This is a genomic window from Spirulina sp. LEGE 11439 (genome assembly GCF_059821285.1).
In genome coordinates this window covers 37,679-58,597 of sequence record NZ_JCAMRX010000002.1, presented here as the reverse complement: position 1 = coordinate 58,597, position 20,919 = coordinate 37,679, and the positions used below count along the sequence as shown (strand labels likewise).

Annotated in this window: 14 protein-coding genes; 8 read left to right on the top strand and 6 right to left on the bottom strand. The window is 45.4% G+C overall.

What is annotated here, in order from left to right; translation table 11 throughout:
- The first annotated feature begins 318 nt into the window (after positions 1 to 318).
- The 3 genes from AC6RV6_RS01640 (at position 319) to AC6RV6_RS01630 (ending at position 3,350) form a co-directional block, all read left to right on the top strand.
- A complete protein-coding gene (locus AC6RV6_RS01640) occupies positions 319 to 1,422 on the top strand; it encodes a protein kinase domain-containing protein (protein WP_500238442.1) in 1,104 nt (367 codons plus the stop codon).
- Between the two features lie 236 nt (positions 1,423 to 1,658).
- Positions 1,659 to 2,684: a tetratricopeptide repeat protein gene (locus tag AC6RV6_RS01635; RefSeq protein WP_500238441.1), complete on the top strand. Its 1,026-nt coding sequence runs from the start codon at positions 1,659 to 1,661 to the stop codon at positions 2,682 to 2,684.
- 225 nt (positions 2,685 to 2,909) lie between these two features.
- Positions 2,910 to 3,350: a CAAD domain-containing protein gene (locus AC6RV6_RS01630; protein ID WP_500238439.1), complete on the top strand. Its 441-nt coding sequence runs from the start codon at positions 2,910 to 2,912 to the stop codon at positions 3,348 to 3,350.
- A 76-nt stretch (positions 3,351 to 3,426) separates the two neighbouring features.
- Here AC6RV6_RS01630 and AC6RV6_RS01625 read toward each other — a convergent pair whose 3' ends face one another.
- On the bottom strand, positions 3,427 to 4,557 hold the full coding sequence (locus AC6RV6_RS01625; protein ID WP_500238436.1) for a HetZ-related protein 2: 1,131 nt from the start codon (positions 4,555 to 4,557) through the stop codon (positions 3,427 to 3,429).
- Between the two features lie 290 nt (positions 4,558 to 4,847).
- Between AC6RV6_RS01625 and AC6RV6_RS01620 the strand changes: the two genes are divergently transcribed.
- The 4 genes from AC6RV6_RS01620 (at position 4,848) to AC6RV6_RS01605 (ending at position 14,078) form a co-directional block, all read left to right on the top strand.
- A complete protein-coding gene (locus AC6RV6_RS01620; RefSeq protein ID WP_500238433.1) occupies positions 4,848 to 6,797 on the top strand; it encodes an iron uptake porin in 1,950 nt (649 codons plus the stop codon).
- Between the two features lie 304 nt (positions 6,798 to 7,101).
- Positions 7,102 to 9,069, top strand: coding sequence for an iron uptake porin (locus AC6RV6_RS01615; RefSeq protein WP_500238430.1), 1,968 nt, complete (start codon positions 7,102 to 7,104; stop codon positions 9,067 to 9,069).
- 899 nt (positions 9,070 to 9,968) lie between these two features.
- On the top strand, positions 9,969 to 11,912 hold the full coding sequence (locus AC6RV6_RS01610; RefSeq protein WP_500238429.1) for an iron uptake porin: 1,944 nt from the start codon (positions 9,969 to 9,971) through the stop codon (positions 11,910 to 11,912).
- Positions 11,913 to 12,119: 207 nt separating this feature from the next.
- Entirely contained in the window at positions 12,120 to 14,078 is a 1,959-nt protein-coding gene (locus tag AC6RV6_RS01605) for an iron uptake porin (protein WP_500238427.1), read from the top strand.
- A gap of 147 nt (positions 14,079 to 14,225) precedes the next feature.
- On the opposite strand, the gene pstB is transcribed toward AC6RV6_RS01605, so the two are convergent.
- The 5 genes from pstB to AC6RV6_RS01580 all read right to left on the bottom strand — a co-directional run bounded on the left by pstB (position 14,226) and on the right by AC6RV6_RS01580 (position 19,317).
- Entirely contained in the window at positions 14,226 to 15,026 is an 801-nt protein-coding gene (gene pstB, locus AC6RV6_RS01600) for a phosphate ABC transporter ATP-binding protein PstB (protein WP_500238770.1), read from the bottom strand.
- Between the two features lie 45 nt (positions 15,027 to 15,071).
- The gene (gene pstA / locus AC6RV6_RS01595; RefSeq protein ID WP_500238425.1) at positions 15,072 to 15,983 is read right to left on the bottom strand and encodes a phosphate ABC transporter permease PstA; all 912 of its coding nucleotides are present in this window, start codon (positions 15,981 to 15,983) and stop codon (positions 15,072 to 15,074) included.
- A 12-nt stretch (positions 15,984 to 15,995) separates the two neighbouring features.
- Positions 15,996 to 17,003, bottom strand: coding sequence for a phosphate ABC transporter permease subunit PstC (gene pstC, locus AC6RV6_RS01590; RefSeq protein WP_500238424.1), 1,008 nt, complete (start codon positions 17,001 to 17,003; stop codon positions 15,996 to 15,998).
- 91 nt (positions 17,004 to 17,094) lie between these two features.
- Entirely contained in the window at positions 17,095 to 18,093 is a 999-nt protein-coding gene (locus AC6RV6_RS01585; RefSeq protein WP_500238422.1) for a PstS family phosphate ABC transporter substrate-binding protein, read from the bottom strand.
- A gap of 471 nt (positions 18,094 to 18,564) precedes the next feature.
- Complete coding sequence (locus AC6RV6_RS01580) at positions 18,565 to 19,317, bottom strand: DUF928 domain-containing protein (protein ID WP_500238420.1); 753 nt, start codon at positions 19,315 to 19,317, stop codon at positions 18,565 to 18,567.
- A 229-nt stretch (positions 19,318 to 19,546) separates the two neighbouring features.
- Between AC6RV6_RS01580 and hslO the strand changes: the two genes are divergently transcribed.
- Positions 19,547 to 20,446, top strand: a complete 900-nt coding sequence (hslO, locus tag AC6RV6_RS01575) for an Hsp33 family molecular chaperone HslO (RefSeq protein ID WP_500238419.1) — start codon at positions 19,547 to 19,549, stop codon at positions 20,444 to 20,446.
- The last annotated feature ends 473 nt before the right edge of the window (positions 20,447 to 20,919 follow it).

Here is a 20,919-nt window from a genome sequence, read left to right as displayed (position 1 = left end):
GATTGAAAGAAAGTATTAACCGATAAGTAGATCGACAAACTCGGTTACCAAAAATAATTTTACCGATTCTTGTTCCTCAATGTTTCTCCCCTCGCGATCGGCATCCTCATACATTCCTTGCTCTTAATTGCAAGGGCATTCTGGCGACATTAGGCGAATTTTGAGTACAATACAGCGTGAGGGGTCATTCCCCCAACTCTTGACCTTGGGAAACAGAGAGGGGGGGCGTGTAGAGACTTAATGAACCCGATCGCGACATTCCGAAAATCGGCTCGCGTACCCAAATTCCAGATTTCACTTTTTCCGATAGCACATCTTATGTCTTTTCCACCCGCTAACCTCTCCCAATTTCATAACGATATCTTTGCCAAAACTCAACTCGGGCAACTGTGCGGATCCGAAGAATTGTTTCGCGATCGCTACCTCATCCTGCGAATGCTGGGTCGAGGGGGTTTCGGGGTCACCTTTTTAGCGCGAGATATGTCATTGCCCGGACAGCCTTTCTGCGCCATTAAGCAACTCTGTCCCCGAGTCAGCGAACAAAAAGCCCTAGATACCGCCCGTCGCCGCTTTCACCGAGAAGCTAAAATTTTGGCTGCCTTAGGGACTCATTCCCGTATTCCTCTCTTATTAGATTATTTTGTTCTGGGAGATGAATTTTACCTCGTTCAGGAATATATTAAAGGCGCAACCCTCGCCAGATTGGTCAGAAGACAGGGATGTCAGTCGGGCATCACCGTCAAACGCATTTTGCGAGAAATGCTCGACCTCTTAAAATACGTTCACGATCAAGGGGTCATTCATCGCGATATCAAACCGCAAAATATTATTTTGTCTCAGGATCGGCGCTTGGTGTTAATCGATTTTGGCGCAGTCAAACATCAATTGGTTCAAGCCAGTGAAAGCAGCATTCGCGGTGTAACCACTCATTTTGTGGGTACCGTTGGTTTTGCTCCACCCGAACAATTCTCCCTGCGTCCAGTTTTTGCCAGCGATATTTATGCTTTAGGCGTAACCAGTTTGTATCTCTTAACCGGAAAAGCCCCCTTAGACTTTAAAACCAATCCCCGCACCGGAAAACTGCAATGGCAAGAACGAACCGACGTGGGTAAACTTTTGGCTCCAATTTTGGATAAAATGCTTGAACCTTCATTAGAGCGACGCTATCAATCCGTTGACGAGATTATCAATGATCTCAATCTTGCTTCTCCTCAAGATAATCTTTCTCAATGTATGAATACCTCGATCGCCCCCCCAGCCTCTCCAGAACCTCAGCTTCGTAAAAATACGTCAGCTTCTCAACGCCCTCTCTCAGAAAAAGAAAGAATTGCGCGCTCGATTCGCGATCGCAAATCCCGTCGCTTGCGTCCGACTCCCAAACCTCCCCAATATCGCGATTCTTTGCTGCACAGTTCGGGCTGATTGACAAACATCCACACATCAATATTTATCAAGTCCCGATCGTATTTTGTTGATAATTGATAATTGATACTTGATAATTGAGGTCGAGGGATGCGGAACTAAATTCAGCATATCCAATCGACCTATGAGGTCGAGGGATAGCGAATTCGATTCGTCAATAGCGCTTGAGGGATATTGTCTCGCGCTCATATCCAGTTGACCTAATAATCGATCATTGATGAAGGGGTAGCGAGAGAGTGGCAGATGAAGGTGACAAATCCGAAAAACTCACCCCCAAGGAAAATCCCATCCTCAATTCTGAGGAACGGCAAAATTCTCCCAATTTTGAGAGCGATCGCGCCGCGCAATTGCTCGAGCAAGGGATCGCCAGTCAACAAAACGGCGATTTTCAGCAGGCGATCGAAAGCTTGCAACAAGCGCGAGACTTTTATCACCACCTTCAAGATAATCTGGCGGAGGCGACCTCTTTTTATTACTTGGGATTGGCTTACTATGCTTTGGCAAACTATCAACAATCCATTCAAGCGGCACTCTCTAGCCTCTCTCTCGCTCAATCGCGATCGGAACAGCGGCCCATCGGACAAGTTTTCAGTTTATTAGGCAATGCTTATCGCCATCTCGACGATTATGAGAAAGCGATCGCATTTCAGAAAAAAAGTTTAAAGGTTTTTCTCGATCTTAAAGATCGCATCGGCGCAATGGCGGCTCTAAATAATTTAGGCTTGGCCTATAAAGCCCGAGGCAAGCATGAAGATGCCATTTCCTGCCAAAAACGCGCCCTCATGTTTGCCCGCTCTCTCGACGATCGCCAAACCGCCGGGCAAATTTTGAAAAATTTGGGCAATACCTACTATGCCTTAGGCAATTATCGCGAAGCCATTACTTACTACGAACAACGCTTAGAACTGGCACGAGAGCTAGAGGAAGATCGAGTTGCCCTACAAATCTTGCGAAATTTAGGGAATGCCTCTTATACCTTGGGAGATTATCGTCAAGCGATCGCCTACAATCAAAAACGCCTTGCCCTTGCCCGACAGTTAACGGATTTTCGTTCCGAGGAACAGTCTTTAGGCAGTCTCGGGGTGGCTTACGACGCGATCGGCGATTACGAACAAGCGATTCAATATTACGAACAACGCCTCAACATCGCCCGAGAAATCGGCGATCGCCGGGTAGAGAAGCAAGCGCTCGGCAGCTTACGAACGGCGTGCTATGCTCTGGGAGATTATGCCAAAATCGCGCAATATCAATCGGAAGAATAACAAATTTGTGATTCGGTGTTGGTTATTTGTTATTTGTTGAATGATAAAACAAAGTTATCAAAAATTGATATCTGTGGCATATTTTTGTTCGTAACGATCGATAAGGGACATTCTGACGATATTTTTGGGTAATATGGGCAAGAATCAATTTGTTTTTGCCATCTTCGGGTCGCGATCGCAACCTACAATAAAATTCCATCTCAAAGCTCAGGAGACAAAAAAGTAATGGATCCGAATATTCCCTCGGCTGAAGCTGAAGTTACTCAATCCCAACAAGCATCAGGTTTTAACACAGATCCCTCTGGGGCAATTTCACCCGCAAAACCGCCGGCAACCGATCGCCCTTGGCAAGAATGGATCGAACCTGCTTCAGAATTCTTGGGTACGTTACCCGAGATGGTGAAGAAGTTTTTCTCAGATTTCAAAGATCCCTTAACAGTGCTAGCCCTATTGTTGGGAGGACTCGTTACCGTATACCTGACCTTAGCGTTACTCGATGCGATTAACGATATTCCCTTACTCGCTCCCGTTTTTGAATTGGTGGGTATTGGGTTTGCTATTTGGTTTGGTTGGCGTTATCTCTGGAGTTCTCAAGGTCGTCAAGAACTCATGCAAGAATTTCAGACCTTGAAAGAGCAAGTTTTGGGTTCGGACGCTCAAGAATAAAATATGAGGGATGAGAGAGGAAAGATACCGTTGAATTTCTATCTCTCCCCAACCCTCAAACCTAATTCCCTTAAGCCTAATTCCGAAGAGCCTGAGCTTGTTGATAGCTTCTGCTCCATTCAGACATGACTTGGGATTTTTTCAGGTTTAATTGTTTGGCAATTTCATCGATCGTCTTTCCTTCTTTGAGGCGATCGATAATTTTTTGCTGCAAAGGCGTTAAACCTTGCCAAAATTCTTGCCATCGATCGGGGGTGAGTCCCATATTGTGTTCTTGCAGAGAAGTTTTTAACCAGCTGGCGACTAATTCCGGGCGACTTTTGAGGGCAAAAATTTTCACAGCGTGATAGTTGATCTTTTCTCGCAAGCGATAAATTTGTTTAATGGGTAAATCGAGTATTTTGGCGATCGCTTCTTGGGAATGCCCTTGGAGATAGAGCCGCAGCCATTCAACAGCAAGAGGATCGACTTTTTCAGCCAAATAATGCTCGAACTCCTGTCGCACCTCCTCGCGTAAAACCTGTTCCTCTTCCCCATCTCGCTCGATTTGGTAAGTAGCGATCGCTTCCGAGTCCAGCAAACTCACAGGAGAATCCCCCGCTTCGGGAGTCAGTTCCTCGGAAATCATTTTGATGCGCTCTTTTTGCGGCACTTGGGTCATACCGCCTTTTTGGACGCGCCGCAGGTAATTGGTAAAGCGATAAGCCAGTAACGGTTGATTGCGAATGGGTCGCATACAGTATTCTTCAATACTGGCCAACAATAATGAATTTCTCAAAGAGGGATTGGCGCTACAGCGCGAAATTCGCGCAATGGTGGTTTGGATGTAGCGATCGCTCTCGATCATCTCTTGAATTACTTCCTGCAAAACATCCGCCACCGCCCTCTGGCGATCGCGACTCAAGGACACCCAAGTCCGGATTTTATTCCGCAAGACCGCTAACGCACCCAAACGCGAAATTAAATTGCGATAGGCTCGACTCGGGCTTGCCCCCAAATAACGTTGGTGGAGAATGCGATAGCGGTATTCGATGGCTTGTCGAGTAATAGCTTTTTGGCGATTGTCCATATCGGAAAATCGCTCTCGATCTTCCCCTAACAGCCACAAAGCAATACTTTGACGCGTGCGATCGGAGCGATCGGCGCAATCTTCCTGCAAGCGCTTCTCCCAAAAAGTTTCTAGCTCTCGGGCAAATTCAATCGTCACCTTGATAATCCTCCAACCCTTGTTTGTATACTAATCGGGAACAGGGAGCAGGAGAAGAGGGAAAAAGCGAGATAAGGAAATTAGAGAAGCCAAGAAATTAGGGACGCAGAAGGCGGAGAGCATTTTCCGTTAACGACGATCCATGACTCAATTCCTCAATCTTTAAAAAAAGTTTTGCGAAAGATCGACAATTCTCTCTCAATTTGCTATAAGGGTAGATACAAAAGCGCAAAACTAAAAACAAGTCGTTTGGGTTCAACGCTTTTGGGTTCAGTGTGAGGAAGTTATCCATGTCAGAAATTCTCAAGAAAACCTTATTAGCAGCCCCCGCCACATTAGGTGCATTGCTTTTGGCTTCCGGAGAAGCCATGGCAGAACCCTTCGGTAGTTCTCTTTCTACCAGCGATATGCTGCAGCAAATCGAAAGCTACAGTGTAGAAGGAAGCACTCGCGCTCAATTCACCGGAGCATCGAAATTTAGCGATGTATCCCCCGGAGATTGGGCATTCCAAGCCTTAGATGACCTCGTTCGTCGCTACGACTGTCTCAAAGGCTATCCCAACGGCACCTATCGCGGCAACCGCGCTCTGACTCGCTACGAATTTGCCGCAGGTTTAAACGCTTGCTTGCAACAAATTGAGCGCTTGATTGCCGAAACCACCGCCGATTTTGTCACTCGCGAAGAACTCGAAACCTTGCGTCGCTTGATGCAAGAGTTTGAAGCCGAATTGGCAACCCTCGGAACTCGCGTAGATAACTTAGAAGGTCGCGTTGCTTTCCTCGAAGACAATCAATTCTCCACCACCACCAAGTTAGTGGGAGAAGTGATCTTCAACTTGGACATCGCCACAGGTCGTCGCGCCAAAATTTACGGTTTGGATAATGCCGACTACAACGACTTGAGCGAATTGAATGGATTCACTGGCAGCGCTCTGAGTGAAGCCGCCGCCGCATCATCTTTTGCTCAAATCATCGATCGCAACCGGATGTTGGGATTGTTTGAAGGGTTTGGTGTTGTTGACTCCATCACGATGGGAGAGTTAGTCAATACGGCAGACTTGAACTTCAACGCCAATAACTTGAGCGCAACACAAGTTAATAATTACATTGCCCAATTCATCTCTGACTTAGATACGATTCAGCAAGCCGGAAACGGGAATGCGGCCGATTTCAATCGCAATCGCAATTCTCCCTTAGCATTTGGCTATCGGGCGCGATTGAACTTCGATACCAGCTTCACTGGACGCGATCGCCTTCGCACCCGTCTGCAAGCACGGAACTTGCAAAATATTTCTCAACTCGGCACGGGAACCCCTCAAGTTGACCCTAACAGCTATGGATTCACTGCCAATAATGACGTGCGCTTAGCGAAGCTCTGGTATCGCTTCCCTGCCAGCGATAATGTCATGTTGCATATTGCCGCTACAGGAATCTTTATTGACGATATCCTCGATGCAGCAACCACCGGAGGCTATGCCTACGACGGTCTTCCTTTGGGAATGGCTTACAACCAAATGTTCTACGATGGTGTCGGTGATGGCGGTGCAGCACTGGGTGCAAATGTCAAATTCAACGACCAAATTGGCTTAGATATTGGTTATTTTGCTACCGATGCGAACGATGCGAACTTGGGCATCTTTGCAGGAGAGTTTTATATTCCTCTGCAATTGAACTTTAATCTCAACGAGAAGTTTAAATTTGCCTTGGGTTATGGTTATGGTTTTGCTCCTGGCGGTTTAGCAACAGCCGGTAATGTCAGCCTTGGAGAAACGACTAGCGTTTTGGGACGTTCTCCTTTTCTCTGGGTAGATAACACCACTGGTAATATTCGAGAATCGGCAAGTTCTATCAACAACTACCATCTTTCCTTCTCTTGGGATCCTAGCGAAGCCTTTAACGTCAGCGCTTTCCTTGGCTACAGTAGCGCATCTGGAGAATCGGGAATCCGTAAAGGTGATAATGCTGACTATTGGACTTGGGGGATCAACGCAGGTTTTCCTGATATCTTCCGGGAAGATGACGTAATTGTGGCCAGCTTCGGTCAACTTCCTTACTTAGGCAATGTCAGCAATGGTCCGAGCGATCGCTCTCCCTCCTATTTGGCGAGCTTAGAATATCGCTTCCCCATCACCGACAATATTGAAATGGCTCCTGGGGTTTATGCGGTCTTTAACCCCAACGGTAACCCTAACAACGACACCATCTTAGTCGGGATGCTCCGCACAACCTTCAGTTTCTAAGAATGGCTAATTTCATAGCTGATTTTTCAGCTAGTTTTTCAGCTAGTTTTTCAACCTAACTGCCTATATCACAAAAAAGGAGTGCTTGCAAGCACTCCTTTTCACATTTTAGGAATATAAAGAAATCAAATCATTGCTCAGCCAAATCTGTAAAATTATAGATATTACAATCTCAAGAAAATTTTTCTCAAACTCTTCCAAGGGAGAGAATTTCCGATAAGCTAAGAACAAGAAACATAGGGAACAAAACTTGAAACCCGTTAGTTCAGTTCTCTAGTTTTTGTTTAAGTGTGAGGATTTATTAATGTCTAAAATTCTAAGAAACTCTTTACTGGCCGGTTCTGCTACTCTCGGCTTTCTCTTTGTCGGTTCTGGAGATGCCTCTGCTAATTCATCCGTCGATAGTCTCTTGCAGCAAGTCGAGAGCTATAGCATGGAAATGGAAGATCCTATGGTAGAGGATACCGAAGCACAATTTACCGGAGCTTCAAAATTCACCGACGTATCCCCTGGAGATTGGGCATTTCAAGCCTTAGATGACCTCGTTCGTCGCTACGACTGTCTCAAAGGCTATCCCAACGGCACCTATCGCGGCAATCGCGCTCTGACTCGCTACGAATTTGCCGCAGGTTTAAACGCTTGTTTGCAGCAAATTGAGCGCTTGATTGCTGAAACCACTGCTGACTTTGCCACACGGGAAGACCTAGAAACCCTGCGTCGCTTAATGGAAGAATTTGAGGAAGAATTAGCGCTCCTCGGTGTCCGCATCGACAACTTAGAAGGTCGCGTCGCCTTCTTAGAAGATAATCAATTCTCCACCACCACCGTATTGCGAGGCGTGGTCATGACCAATTTGGACATTGCTACAGGTCGCCGCGCCAAAATTTACGGTTTGGATGATGCGGATTACAACGATTTCAGTGAGTTGAATGGCTTTACAGGTAGCGCTCTGAGCGAGGCTGCTGCGGCTTCTTCCTTCGCGCAAGTCATCGATCGCAATAATATGTTGGGCTTGTTTGAAGGCTTGGGGGTTACAAATTCGATCAATATGGGTGAGTTGGTCAACTCAGCAGACCCAAACTTTAACGCCAACAATTTGAGTGCAGCCGGTGTCAACACTCTGATTAATAACTTCCTGAGCGACCTCGATACTATTAACAGTACCCAAAATAGTGCGGGGGGTACAAACACCCAAGCCAGTGACTTCAATCGCAATCGCAATTCAGCCGTAGCATTTGGCCATCGGACGCGACTTGCTTTCGATACCAGTTTCATGGGACGCGATCGCCTGCGAATCCGGCTTCAGGCTCGCAACTTACACAACTTGAAGCGATTCGGAACAGGGACGGAACAAACCGCTCCTAACTTCTATGGTTTCCGCGCCAACAATGATATACACATCAATAAGATTCACTATCGTTTCCCGGCTAGCGATAATGTTGTACTCCACGTTGGCGCTTCCCAAATCGTTGTGGATGATATTATTGACTCCCATACCACCTCTCCTTACACGCTGACAGGAATTCCTTTGGGGTTAGCTTACGATAACTTATTTTTTGAAAGTCAAGGAATTCCAGGGGCTGCCATTGGTGCCAACATTCGGTTCAATGAAAACTTTGGTTTAGACGTTGCCTACATCGCTCAAGATGCTAACGATGCCAATCTCGGATTGTTTGGCGGTTCTTATTTCCTGCCCATCCAGCTTAACATTGAGGTCAATGATGACCTCAAACTAGCTGTCGCTTATGCTCGCAGTTTTTCGGACGGCGGTCTGCGCACGGATGAAAATATTGTCTTGGCAACCACGGGTAGTGTGTTGGGTCAATCTCCTTTCCTCTGGGTCGATAGCAACGGCAATATCCAAGAGTCGGCAACTTCTGCTAACCACTATCACTTTTCTGCAAGCTGGGCTGTTTCCGATGACTTTAACATTAACGGTTATATCGGACACCTTACTGCTACTGGCGAATCGGGGATTCGGCAAGGAGATAATGCCCAGATGTGGACTTGGGGCTTGAACTTTGCTTTCCCAGATCTTTTCAAGGAAAACGATGTTGCAGTTGCTGGTTTTGGTATGCTTCCTTATCTCGCGAGTGCTGACAACGGGCCGAGCGATCGCTCTCCCGCTTATATGGCTAATCTGGAATATCGTTTCCCCCTCACGAAAAATATCCAAATTGCTCCAGCAGTTTATGCAGTCTTTAACCCCAATGGCAACCCCAACAACGACACCATTCTTGCGGCGATGATTCGTACCCTTTTGAAATTCTAAATAGAGTTTGGTTTTGCGACTTGGCTTAAGTCGTTGTTCAATTAAAACTGAATCGAAAAAGTGGAGAGCTAGTTTAAATGCTCTCTGCTTTTTTTTGCGATCGCACCCATCTCTAAGAAAATCTTATTGATAATTATTATTATTTATTAACCTGCAAAACTCGTAAATCTGGCAAACGGTCTCGCGATCGGCGATCGCGTAAACTTCTATCTAACACTCTACTTATTGAGATATTATAATGAAATATATTGTTGAATCAATGGCCTCTAATCATCTCTATTTTTTATATTTTCCAATCTTTTTATCTTACTTTACAAACTTTCTACTTGTTATTATTTTACAAATTCTCAGAACCGAGAAAATACATTCTTTAAGATATAGTTAAGAAAAAATTAATTAAAGATATAGACTATATTAAGAGATGCCCAATCTTATCTATCATAAATCAAAAAAAATCGCCAAAAACTCATGTATGTCAAGGATTTTTGGCGATCTTACTTTAAAATGTCAGAAATTCAAACCTTTAGCAAATAGAAGCTCTCGTGTTTGAATTATTGAAATTCACTCTAGCAGCTTTGTCGATTTTTTTTCCTCTAGTTAAAAAAAAGATCATTGTTTTTTCTGTTTCGATAACAAAATCAAATCATTCAAGATTCAATATTTGAGGCTTGAAAATGATATGATTTTGGCGAAAATGTTTCAAGCTATAGCAATCCTAATTTGAGTTGTGGATGAGTAAGTCCTCTCATTGTAAGGATTTCAGCTTATTCTCAATTGACAGCTCATATACAGTTGCTGTAAATAAGAGAAATTTTCATTAAGCTAATTGAGGTCCGGCTCAAGCCTCAAATTCAAGTCATTGAGCAACCCGTTTCTTATTCAGTGTGAGGAAGTCATCCATGTCAGAAATTTTCAAGAAAACCTTATTGGCCGCCCCCGCCACATTGGGTGCATTGCTTTTGGCTTCCGGAGAAGCCACAGCCCAAACCTTTGACGGTTCCCTTTCCACCAGCGATATGCTGCAGCAAATCGAAAGCTATCGCGTGCAGGGAACTTCCCAAGCTCAATTCACCGGAGCATCAAAATTCAGCGATGTGTCCCCCGGAGATTGGGCATTCCAAGCCTTGGATGACCTCGTTCGTCGCTACGACTGTCTCAAAGGCTATCCCAACGGCACCTATCGCGGCAACCGCGCTCTGACTCGCTACGAATTTGCCGCAGGTTTAAACGCTTGCTTGCAACAAATTGAGCGCTTGATTGCCGAAACCACCGCCGATTTTGTCACTCGCGAAGAACTCGAAACCTTGCGTCGCTTGATGCAAGAGTTTGAAGCCGAATTGGCAACCCTCGGAACCCGCGTAGACAACTTAGAAGGTCGCGTGGCTTTCCTCGAAGACAATCAATTCTCTACCACCACCAAGTTAGTGGGAGAAGTGATCTTCAACTTAGACATTGCCACAGGTCGCCGCGCCAAAATTTACGGATTGGATAATGCGGACTACAACGATTTCAGTGAGTTGAATGGCTTTACAGGTAGCGCTCTGAGCGAGGCTGCTGCGGCTTCTTCCTTCGCGCAAATCATCGATCGCAACAACATGTTGGGCTTGTTTGAAGGCTTGGGAGTCACCGACTCAATCAATATGGGAGAGTTAGTCAATACGGCAGACTTGAACTTCAACGCTAATAATTTAAACGCGGCGGGAGTCAATACTCTGATTACCAATTTCATCAGCGACTTGGATACGATTCAGCAAAGCGGTAACAGCAATGCTGTTGATTTCAACCGCAATCGGAATTCTCCCTTGGCATTTGGCTATCGGGCGCGATTGAACTTCGATACCAGCTTCACCGGACGAGATCGCCTTCGCACCCGTATTCAAGCACGGAATCTACAAAATATTTCTCAACTCGGCACGGGAACCCCCCAAGTTGACCCTAACAAATACGGATTCACCGCAAGCAATGACGTGCGCTTAGCAAAACTGCACTATCGTTTCCCGGCTAACGACAATGTCATGCTGCACGTCGCCGCCACGGGAATCAGCATCGACGACATCTTGGATTCCGAAAGCACCAGCCCCTATGCCGTTGACGGTTTACCTTTGGGCTTAGCATATAACAACCTGTTTTATGAAATGCCCAATGCTGAGGCCGCATTGGGGGCCAATATCAAAGTTAGCGACCTGTTAACTATTGATATCGGCTATTTTGCTGGTTCTCCTAACGATGCCAATCTCGGACTCTTTGCTGGTGGGTTTACCATCCCCCTTCAATTAAACTTTGATATTGCCGATAACTTCAAAGCGGCTCTCGGATACGGCTATAGCTGGCAGCCCGGTGGCGCTCGCACTGCTGGGAATGTCGAAATCGCTGGGGCAACCAGTGTTTTAGGCTTATCTCCCTTCCTCTGGGTAGACGGGAATGGCAACATCCAAGAATCGGCAACTTCTACCAATCACTACAACCTCTCCTTCTCTTGGGATCCCAACGAAATCTTCAATGTCAGTGCTTTCTTGGGTTATGCGAATGCGTCTGGTACATCTGGTATTCGTCAAGGCGATAGCGCGGATTACTGGACTTGGGGCATTAACTTCGGTTTCCCCGACTTATTCCGCGAGGATGACGTGCTAGTAGCGGGTTTTGGTCAATTGCCTTATCTCGCCAGTGCAAACAATGGACCGAGCGATCGCGCACCTTCCTATATGGCCAACCTCGAATATCGCTTCCCCCTAACCGACAATATCGAAATGGCTCCTGGAGTTTATGCCGTATTCAACCCCAACGGCAATCCCAATAACGACACTGTCTTGGTGGGTATGATTCGCACCATTTTCAAGTTCTAAGAGATTTGTAATGCTCTAACTCAAGAAGGGGTGCATTTTTGCACTCCTTTTATACCGATCGGGAGGGAATGATATAATAATTAAAAGTTGCTTGGCGATCTCTAATCGGCAAACTTTCGTTAAACTCAATCTAGGTTGATTTGAGAGTATAAGCTCAACTCATCCCTTCGATTTTTCTATTTCTTGGTTCAGTGTGAGGATGTATTCATGTCTAAAATTCTGAGAAAGGCTTTATTAGCCGCCCCCGCAACTCTGGGTGCAGTTCTAGCAATATCGGGAGACGCATTTGCGAATCCCGCAGAGGCTTCCCTATCGAGCGGCGAAGTCCTGCAACAAATCAATAATTACAGCACAGAAGGTACCGCCGGTCAGGCTCAATTTACCGGTGCATCGCAATTTAGCGATGTCTCTCCCAGCGACTGGGCATTCCAAGCCTTAGACGATCTCGTTCGTCGCTACGATTGTCTTAAGGGCTATCCTAACGGCACTTATCGCGGCAATCGTGCCTTAAGCCGTTATGAATTCGCGGCAGGTTTGAACGCTTGTTTGCAACAAATCGAGCGCTTGATTGCTGAAACCACCGCCGATTTTGTTACCCGAGACGAATTAGAAACCCTGCGCCGCCTCATGCAGGAATTTGAAGTCGAACTCACTGCCTTGGGAACGCGGGTGGATAATCTCGAAGGACGCGTTGCTTTCTTAGAAGACCACCAATTCTCCACCACCACCAAGTTAGTGGGAGAAGTTATTTTCAACTTGGATACCGCTACAGGCGATCGCGCCAAGATTTTTGGACTTGATGGCGCAGATTACAATGATTTGAGTCAATTGAACGGCTTGGCAATTACGCCGGATTTGAGCGAACAAGCTCCCGCAGCCGCTTTCGCCCAAATTATCGATCGCAACGGAATGTTGGGAATGTTTGAAGGGTTGGGCGTAATCGACTCCATTACGATGGGAGAGTTAGTCAACTCTGCCGATGCCAACTTCAATGGTAATAATTTGAGTGCTGGCGATGGCGGTGGAGCCGATACTCTCATCACTAACTTTATCAGCGACTTAGATACGATTCAGCAAAACGGCAATACCAATGCCGCCGATTTTAATCGCAACCGCAACAATTCCGTTGCTTTCGGCTATCGGGCGCGATTGAACTTCGATACCAGCTTCACCGGACGCGATCGCCTTCGCACCCGCATTCAAGCGCGGAACTTGCGGAATGTTTCCCAGTTTGGCACGGGAACCCCTCAAGCCGATCCCAATAAATACGGATTTACGGCCAACGACGACGTGCGCCTCGCCAAATTATGGTACCGCTTCCCTGCTAACGAGAATGTCATGCTCCACGTGGCAGCATCGGGAATTAGCATCGATGACATTATCGATTCAGAAACCACCAACCCCTATGCGATCGATGGCTTGCCCTTAGGTTTATCCTATAACAACCTCTTTTACGAAGCTCCCGATGGCAGTGCCGCATTTGGCGCAAACATCAAACTCAACGATTCGTTTGGTATCGATGTTGGTTACTTTGCCAATAATGCCAGCGATGCCAATCAAGGGGTCTTTGCTGGCGGCTATACCGTTCCCATCCAACTGAATCTCGCCCTCAATGAAGACTTCAAATTGGCCTTGGGATATGCTCGCAGCTTCTCTCCCGGTGGCGCTCGCACCAGCAACAATATTACCCTTGGCGGTGCGACCAGTGTTTTAGGTGCGTCTCCCTTCCTCTATGTCAACAGTAGCGGCAATATCCAAGAAGCTGCGACTTCTGCCAATCACTTCAACTTGTCAGGAAGTTTCGACCTCAACGAAAACATCAATTTGAGTGCATTTGTTGGCTATGCTCAAGCGATCGCCGAATCCAGCGTGCGTCGGGGAGATATCGCCGACCTCTGGACTTGGGGTGCAAACTTCGGCTTCCCCGACTTGCTCAAAGAAGATGACGTATTGGTTGTCGGCTTCGGTCAATTGCCTTATTTAGTCCGCGCTGATAATGGTCCAAACGATCGCTCTGCGGCTTATATGGCCAATTTCGAGTACCGTTTCCCGGTCTCTGACAACATTGAAATTGCTCCCGGGGTCTATGCTGTTTTCAGCCCCAATGGTAATCCTAATAACGATACGACTTTTGTGGGAATGCTTCGGACTACGTTTAGTTTCTAAATTGAGAAACTAAATTAAGAAACGAATCATTTCCCTACCGTCAGGACATTCAATTGAACGTCCTGACAACATTCAAAAAAAGAGGCCTCCTTAAGGAAGCCTCTTTTTTCAAGAAAGATATTAAGTAATGTCCTAAAAGAAACCAAATTAACCAAAACGACCGCTTACATAAGCCTGAGTTGCTTCCTGCGTCGGGTTTTGGAAAATAACTTCCGTGCGATTGTATTCTACTAAATAGCCCACCTTGCCACCAGTTTCTGTCGCCTCTGCATTGTAAAATGCTGTCAGATCGGATACTCGAGAAGCTTGCTGCATATTGTGAGTAACAATAACAATTGTATATTGTTGCTTTAATGCGTGAATGAGCTCTTCTACCTTCAGAGTAGAAATAGGATCGAGAGCCGAGCAAGGTTCATCCATAAGAATGACTTCTGGAGAAATCGCGATCGCTCGAGCGATGCAAAGACGTTGTTGCTGCCCTCCCGACAAAGCCAAACCGCTATCTTTAAGTTTATCCTTGACTTCATCCCACAAGGCAGACTTACGGAGAGAATCTTCCACCAGTTCATCCAGATCGCCAGTATAGCCGTTAATCCGCGCCCCAAACGCAACATTGTCATAAATCGATTTGGGAAACGGATTGGGTTTTTGGAAAACCATGCCAATTCGACGGCGCATTTCCACGGGATCGACCCCGGATCCATATAAATTTTGTCCGTGAAATGTAATTTTACCCTCAACTCTCGCACTGGCAACCAAATCATTCATGCGGTTAAAACAGCGCAAAATCGTACTCTTTCCGCACCCCGACGGTCCGATAAAAGCAACAACTTGATTGTAAGGAATATCCAAGGAAACATCTCGCACGGCTAAATTCGAGCCGTAATAAACATTAACGCTTTTAGCCCGAAGAACGGCTTCCGTCACTAAATCTTCTGGAGCAGACATGTAGGTGGGATGGGAAGAAACCATTTGTTTGTTTTTTGTTGTTGGTTAAAGGCGATTTTTTTGGAATTTATTTCGTAAGAACACTGCTGTTCCATTCATAATGAGCAACACGATCATTAAGATAATAATCCCAGAAGCAGAATTAACGTGAAATTCTTTTTGGGGACGAGAAATCCAGTTGTAAATTTGAATGGGTAGGACTGTAAATGGACTTTGTAGGTTTTCCGGTAGGAACGAAATGAAGGTGAGCGCCCCAATGGTAATCAAAGGTGCGGTTTCACCGATCGCTCGCGAGAGCGCCAAAATCGTTCCCGTGAGAATTCCCGGAAAAGCGATGGGCAAAACTTGACGGGACACCACTTGCCATTCTGTCGCCCCCAACGCAAAACCCGCTTGACGCAAACTGTCGGGAATGGCACGTAAAGATTCGCGGGTAGAGACAATAATAATCGGTAAAATTAACAAAGCAAGGGTTAATGCCCCAGAAAGAATGCTGCGTCCTCCCGTGATCGGTTCCATGAAGCGCACGAAAACTTGTAGCCCCAACAATCCGTAAATGATAGAGGGAACTCCAGCCAAATTATTGATATTAATTTCAATAATTCGTGCTAACCAGCTATCTCTAGCGAACTCTTCGAGATAAATTCCCGCACCGACTCCTAAAGGGAAAGCAATGGCCGCGATCGTCACCATCATCCAAATCGTCCCGACTAAAGCAGACAATAATCCCGCTTGTTCTGGTTTTCGCGAGGGAAAATTAGTTAAAAATGCCCAGCTTAAACGCGGAAAGCCTTCAATCAAAACGCTCAATAATAATGTTACCAGAACGAGGATCGCGATCGCGATCGCACCCCAAGTCGCCATAGCAAAAAGGCGATCGATGCGGTAACGACCAGATAAATTCATTTGAAAATCAGAGGCATTAGAGGCATCAGAAATCGGGTTTTGTGTTGTCATAACCTTTGGCAATTAATCATATTTCTCGCGGAAACGGCGAACGAACCAGAAACTGAAAATATTCAGAACGAGGGTAATTAAAAACAGAGTCATTCCGACCGCATAAATAGTTTTATAGGCCAGCGAACCTGCCGGAGTATCTCCCAAACTCACTTGCACGATAAATGCCGTCATCGTCATTACGGGAACCATTGGATTGAAGCCCAAACGCGGGTTTTGCCCGGCGGCAAGAGTGACAATCATGGTTTCACCAATGGCTCGGGAGATTGCTAAAATCACTGAAGAAACAATCCCCGATAAAGCAGCCGGAAGAACGACGGAAACGATCGTTTCTCGTTTGGTTGCACCCAAGGCATAAGAACCATCCCGGAGGCTACGAGGAACAGCATAAATGGCATCTTCACTCAAAGAAGCCACCAAAGGCGTAATCATAATTCCCAAAACCAAACCCGCACTGAGGGCATTAAATCCTTGCAGTTCAGGAATATTAGGGAGGCAGACAAAACCTTTAGTGAACTGACAGACCCAATTCATTAGAGCATTAACCCTTTGTATGGGGAGAAAATTTTGTAGGAGAGGGGTGACGAATAAGAGGGCAAAATAACCGTAAACCACCGTCGGAACCCCTGCTAAAATTTCGAGGATGGGTTTGAGAATTTTACGAATTTTGGGGCCGGCATATTCGCTCAAGCAAATTGCTGCAAGCAACCCTAAAGGTAGCGCTACTAAAATCGCAATTCCTGAAGTCATCAGGGTGGCGCTAATCAGGACGAAAATTCCAAATTGAGCGCTAGAAAAGAGCGGAGTCCATTTCGTATCTGTAAGAAAATGCCAGAAGGAAACTTCCCGAAAAAATTCAAATGTTTCAAAAATCAATGTCAGGACAATGCCAATAGTTGTGGCGACAGAAACAAGGGCAAATGTCGCAAATATGGTTTTGACGATAAATTGAACCCGCTTGCTACCTTGGCGATCGGGATGCCAAAGGGTTGTGTTGTCAGTCGAAAAATTGGAGGCCATACTCGATGTAAAAGAAGCAGTTATCGAATACAGTCAACAGTGCGATCGCACTGTTGACTATCGGGTAAACGCGCGAATCTAATTTTAGATTCTAGAGTTTATCGGCAAGTTTTACACCCAAAGAGGAACGGCCCTCAAAAATCGAACCGACTTTTCCTTCATCGAGGCGGCTTTCAATTTTAGAAACCAACTCGGAAGGTAAGGCAACATAACCCACCTCGCTAATGAGTTCGGCATTATCAGAACCAATCTGATATTCTGCAAAAGCTTTAACAGCAGGCTTGGTTTCTAAAGACTCTTTCTTCACGTAGAAGAAAATGGGACGAGCTAAAGGATTATAGCTGCCATCTTCGATGGAGACACTGGTAGGAACGACACAATCGCCATTCGCATTCTCAATTTCAACGACTTTGAGAGAATCTTTGTTTTCTTCGTAATAAGCAAAGCCAAAGAAACCCAAACCGCCTTTATCGTTTTGAACTCCTTGTACGATGATGTTATCGTCTTCGCTAGCGGTATAGTCACCTCGGCTTTCTCCTTCTGCGCCGTGGGTGGCATCAGTAAAGTAGTCGTAGGTGCCGGAGTCGGTACCGGGTCCATACAAGCTCAAGTCTTGGTCGGGGAACTCATCGCGGATTTGATTCCATTTACTGATTTCTCCTTCGGCTGCTGGCTCCCACATCTTGGCGAGTTCGTCTGGTTTCATGCAGGTTGCCCAGTCGTTTTCTTTATTAACGACGACAGAAAGACCGTCAAAAGCAACGGGAACTTCAACGAATTCAATGCCGGCTTCTTTACACAATTCAATTTCAGATTCTTTAATGGGACGAGAAGCGTTGGAAATATCGGTCTCTCCCGCACAGAATTTTTTGAATCCGCCCCCAGAACCGGAAACGCCAACGGTAACTCTGACATTGGAATTCTCTTTCTGGAATTCTTCTGCCATTGCTTCGGAAATCGGAAAAACCGTACTCGAACCATCTACGAGTACATCTTCTTTATTGCTGCTGCTACAAGCAGTTAGGGCTGATAGTACAGCGATCGCCGATAAGCGAAAAGCCCAAGAATGTTTTGCTTTTAAGAAAACCATGCTGCCACTCCTCAATTTTGCTAGTGTAGAGTCTCAAATCCAATTGTTAGGGTTTTAACTTCTGCGAGATTGTCTCCCGTAGATGCCGATTAACAGAGCGATCGCGTCAGGTTAATTGCATAAACTCGTCGATCGTGCAAACTGTCATTTATGCAAATAGATTCATTTGCATATTATTACAATTGATAGCCCTTTTACTGTTACTGCAAGATAAAATACTTTGTCAAATAAGAAAGCGTTAACAATTGGTTAAGAAAAGGTAAAGAAATAAAGTTAATTATTTATTAATAGGGAATTAATTCAGTTATAACATTAAAAAGAGAGGGGAAATATGATTTACTGGAGATTTTTAAATTGCGGGCGCAAATTTTGCGCCCTTTTTACATGAAAAGGGAGCGATAAATTAAAAGATTACAATCTCAGAAAATTAGGATGATTTTGCTCAGATTTAGAGATATTCAAAATAAACCTTCAGTCGATCGCGCGTAACGGTTGAGAAGCAATTTTCTCCAAACCCACAGAAGTCAATAAACTTTCCCAAAGCATTTTTAAGTTAGAGTCCAGAGGAAATTCTTGTCTTGCTCGTACCATTGTTAAAAGCAGATCGTACCAATATCCCCGCTCTGCGTACCATTGTGCCTGCTCGATCGCAGTTTTTTGTCTTAGTTCTTGCACGATAGTTGGGGAGAGTTCCCTGCGCTTAACTTGTCCGGTAAAAACAGGATCGTCAGGATCGAGATTTTCTCCACAGACGATCGCTAAAGTCCATTCATATTTTTGACCGATTTCTAAAGGAGGAAAGCGATCGGGAAAGGCAAAACGAACAATTCCAGATGTTTCTACGATGGGTAGAACTGCTTTTTCATTAAACTCCCCAGTTTCGTCTCGGACGAGCAACCAGACTTCTCGGGCGGTGGTTTCGGGTAATTTAACGAAAAGTGAAGGACGTTCTACTAAGGTTAAGCCATAACCCTGTTGTGGCATTAATATTTCGCTGGCATCGCGATCGCGAGAACATTTCCGCAGACCGGGACGAGCGCCTCCTCCTCGCGTATTGGGGCGCTCTCCTTCTGTCGGTTCAAAGGCTTCATTAAAAACCAGTTTTTCTTCTACAGGATTTAATTGAGTTTGTTTTGCTGCACTCCTTTGAGGAAGGGCGGCAAAATTTAATACTTGCAATGACAAACAGACAGCGAACAAAGTCCGCAGTTGCACATGATTCATGGTGGAAAAATTACTCCTTATTCCGCAACTCAAGTGTTTTTAAGATCGCAGAAGACCCTGTTTCTGTTCCAATTCTCAGTTATTTCTTCTCGATTGTCCGCGATCGCATGACGATCGAGGCTTCGATCGCGATCGCGCTACGTCTGTAATGCTATCCCTCAACCTCCAGACACTATTCTAGCGATCGAAAGTTCGTTAAGATATTTTAAGCTAATAATAAGGAGATTGAATGAGCGATCGACTAATTCGCGCCACCGCCGCAGATGGAGGCATTCGAGCCGTGGGTGTAATTACCACCCGTTTGACCAACCATGTCAGACAGCGCCACAAAATGTCTTATGTGGCTACAGCGGCCCTCGGTCGGGCGATGTCTTCCGGCCTTTTATTAGCTTCTAGCATGAAAAAAGAAGGTTCGCGGGTCAATCTTCGTTTTCGCGGGAATGGTCCCTTGGGAGGTTTATTAGTTGATGCCGGTTTAGATGGTACGGTGCGGGGATATGTGGATAATCCTGATGTGGAACTTCCGCCCAATGCCCGAGGCAAACTTGATGTTGGCGGGGCTGTGGGTCGTGAGGGCTATCTTTATGTGGTTAGGGATGTGGGATATGGTTATCCCTATTCCAGTACGGTCAAGCTCATTTCTGGGGAAATTGGCGATGATGTCACCAGTTATCTCGTGACATCCGAACAAACTCCTTCCGCATTGTTGGTGGGGGTTTTTGTGGGTGCGGGAGGGGTGACGGCTTCTGGGGGACTTCTTTTGCAAGTCATGCCTAAAGCAGCACGAGATGAGGCATTGGTGCAAACTTTAGAATCTCGAGTCTCTCAATTATCTGGGTTTACGCCGTTACTGCGATCGGGGAAAACTTTACCGGAAATCTTTCGAGAACTCTTGGGGGATATGGGCTTAACAATTTTACCCGAGGTGCAAATGATTCGCTTTCATTGCGGTTGTACTTTCGATCGCGTCCTCGGAGCATTAAAAATGTTTGGCACGGAAGAATTACAAGATATGATTGAAAAAGATGATGGCGCAGAAGCAACTTGCCATTTTTGTAAGGAAGTTTATCAAGCCGATCGCTTTCATTTAGAACGATTGATTCAAGATTTACAGAAAGAATCTGTTTGATCTCGAATAGCAAACGGTTATTAGTAATCGGCAAACAGTTATTAAGAGTAAGATTTCAGTTTTCCGATAACATCTTCTTAATCTTAACTTATCTATGAATGCTATCAATACGTGAGGAACTTTAAGTCTAGCGATCGCCGCAAGAACCTGTACGCTGACAACTGTTTATTGCTCGACTTCGTTAAATCGCAAAAGTCTCCGTACTTTATATATTGACAAAACTAAACTATCCTGAGAAACTGCTAGAAATCTCTTGATATTTTTATCGCCAACTTTCTTTTTCTTGTCATCATTTGTTGCAAATCTTTTTATTTTTTAACAGAAAAAGATTCTCTCGTAAAATTTAACAGCCTGTTGCAAAACTTAAGGTTTTAAAATAAAAAGAAACGATAATATGTAATCATCGCAGCAATTTTTCCAGCAATTTTTCCAGCAATTTTTCCAGCAATTTTTCCAGCAATTTTTCCAGCAAT

Coding starts and splice junctions, on each gene's coding strand:
- AC6RV6_RS01640 (WP_500238442.1), top strand. CDS start 319: ATGTCTTTTCCACCCGCTAACCTCTCCCAATTTCATAACGATATCTTT.
- AC6RV6_RS01630 (WP_500238439.1), top strand. CDS start 2,910: ATGGATCCGAATATTCCCTCGGCTGAAGCTGAAGTTACTCAATCCCAA.
- AC6RV6_RS01620 (WP_500238433.1), top strand. CDS start 4,848: ATGTCAGAAATTCTCAAGAAAACCTTATTAGCAGCCCCCGCCACATTA.
- AC6RV6_RS01615 (WP_500238430.1), top strand. CDS start 7,102: ATGTCTAAAATTCTAAGAAACTCTTTACTGGCCGGTTCTGCTACTCTC.
- AC6RV6_RS01610 (WP_500238429.1), top strand. CDS start 9,969: ATGTCAGAAATTTTCAAGAAAACCTTATTGGCCGCCCCCGCCACATTG.
- AC6RV6_RS01605 (WP_500238427.1), top strand. CDS start 12,120: ATGTCTAAAATTCTGAGAAAGGCTTTATTAGCCGCCCCCGCAACTCTG.
- pstB (WP_500238770.1), bottom strand. CDS start 15,026: ATGTCTGCTCCAGAAGATTTAGTGACGGAAGCCGTTCTTCGGGCTAAA.
- pstA (WP_500238425.1), bottom strand. CDS start 15,983: ATGACAACACAAAACCCGATTTCTGATGCCTCTAATGCCTCTGATTTT.
- pstC (WP_500238424.1), bottom strand. CDS start 17,003: ATGGCCTCCAATTTTTCGACTGACAACACAACCCTTTGGCATCCCGAT.
- AC6RV6_RS01585 (WP_500238422.1), bottom strand. CDS start 18,093: ATGGTTTTCTTAAAAGCAAAACATTCTTGGGCTTTTCGCTTATCGGCG.
- AC6RV6_RS01580 (WP_500238420.1), bottom strand. CDS start 19,317: ATGAATCATGTGCAACTGCGGACTTTGTTCGCTGTCTGTTTGTCATTG.
- hslO (WP_500238419.1), top strand. CDS start 19,547: ATGAGCGATCGACTAATTCGCGCCACCGCCGCAGATGGAGGCATTCGA.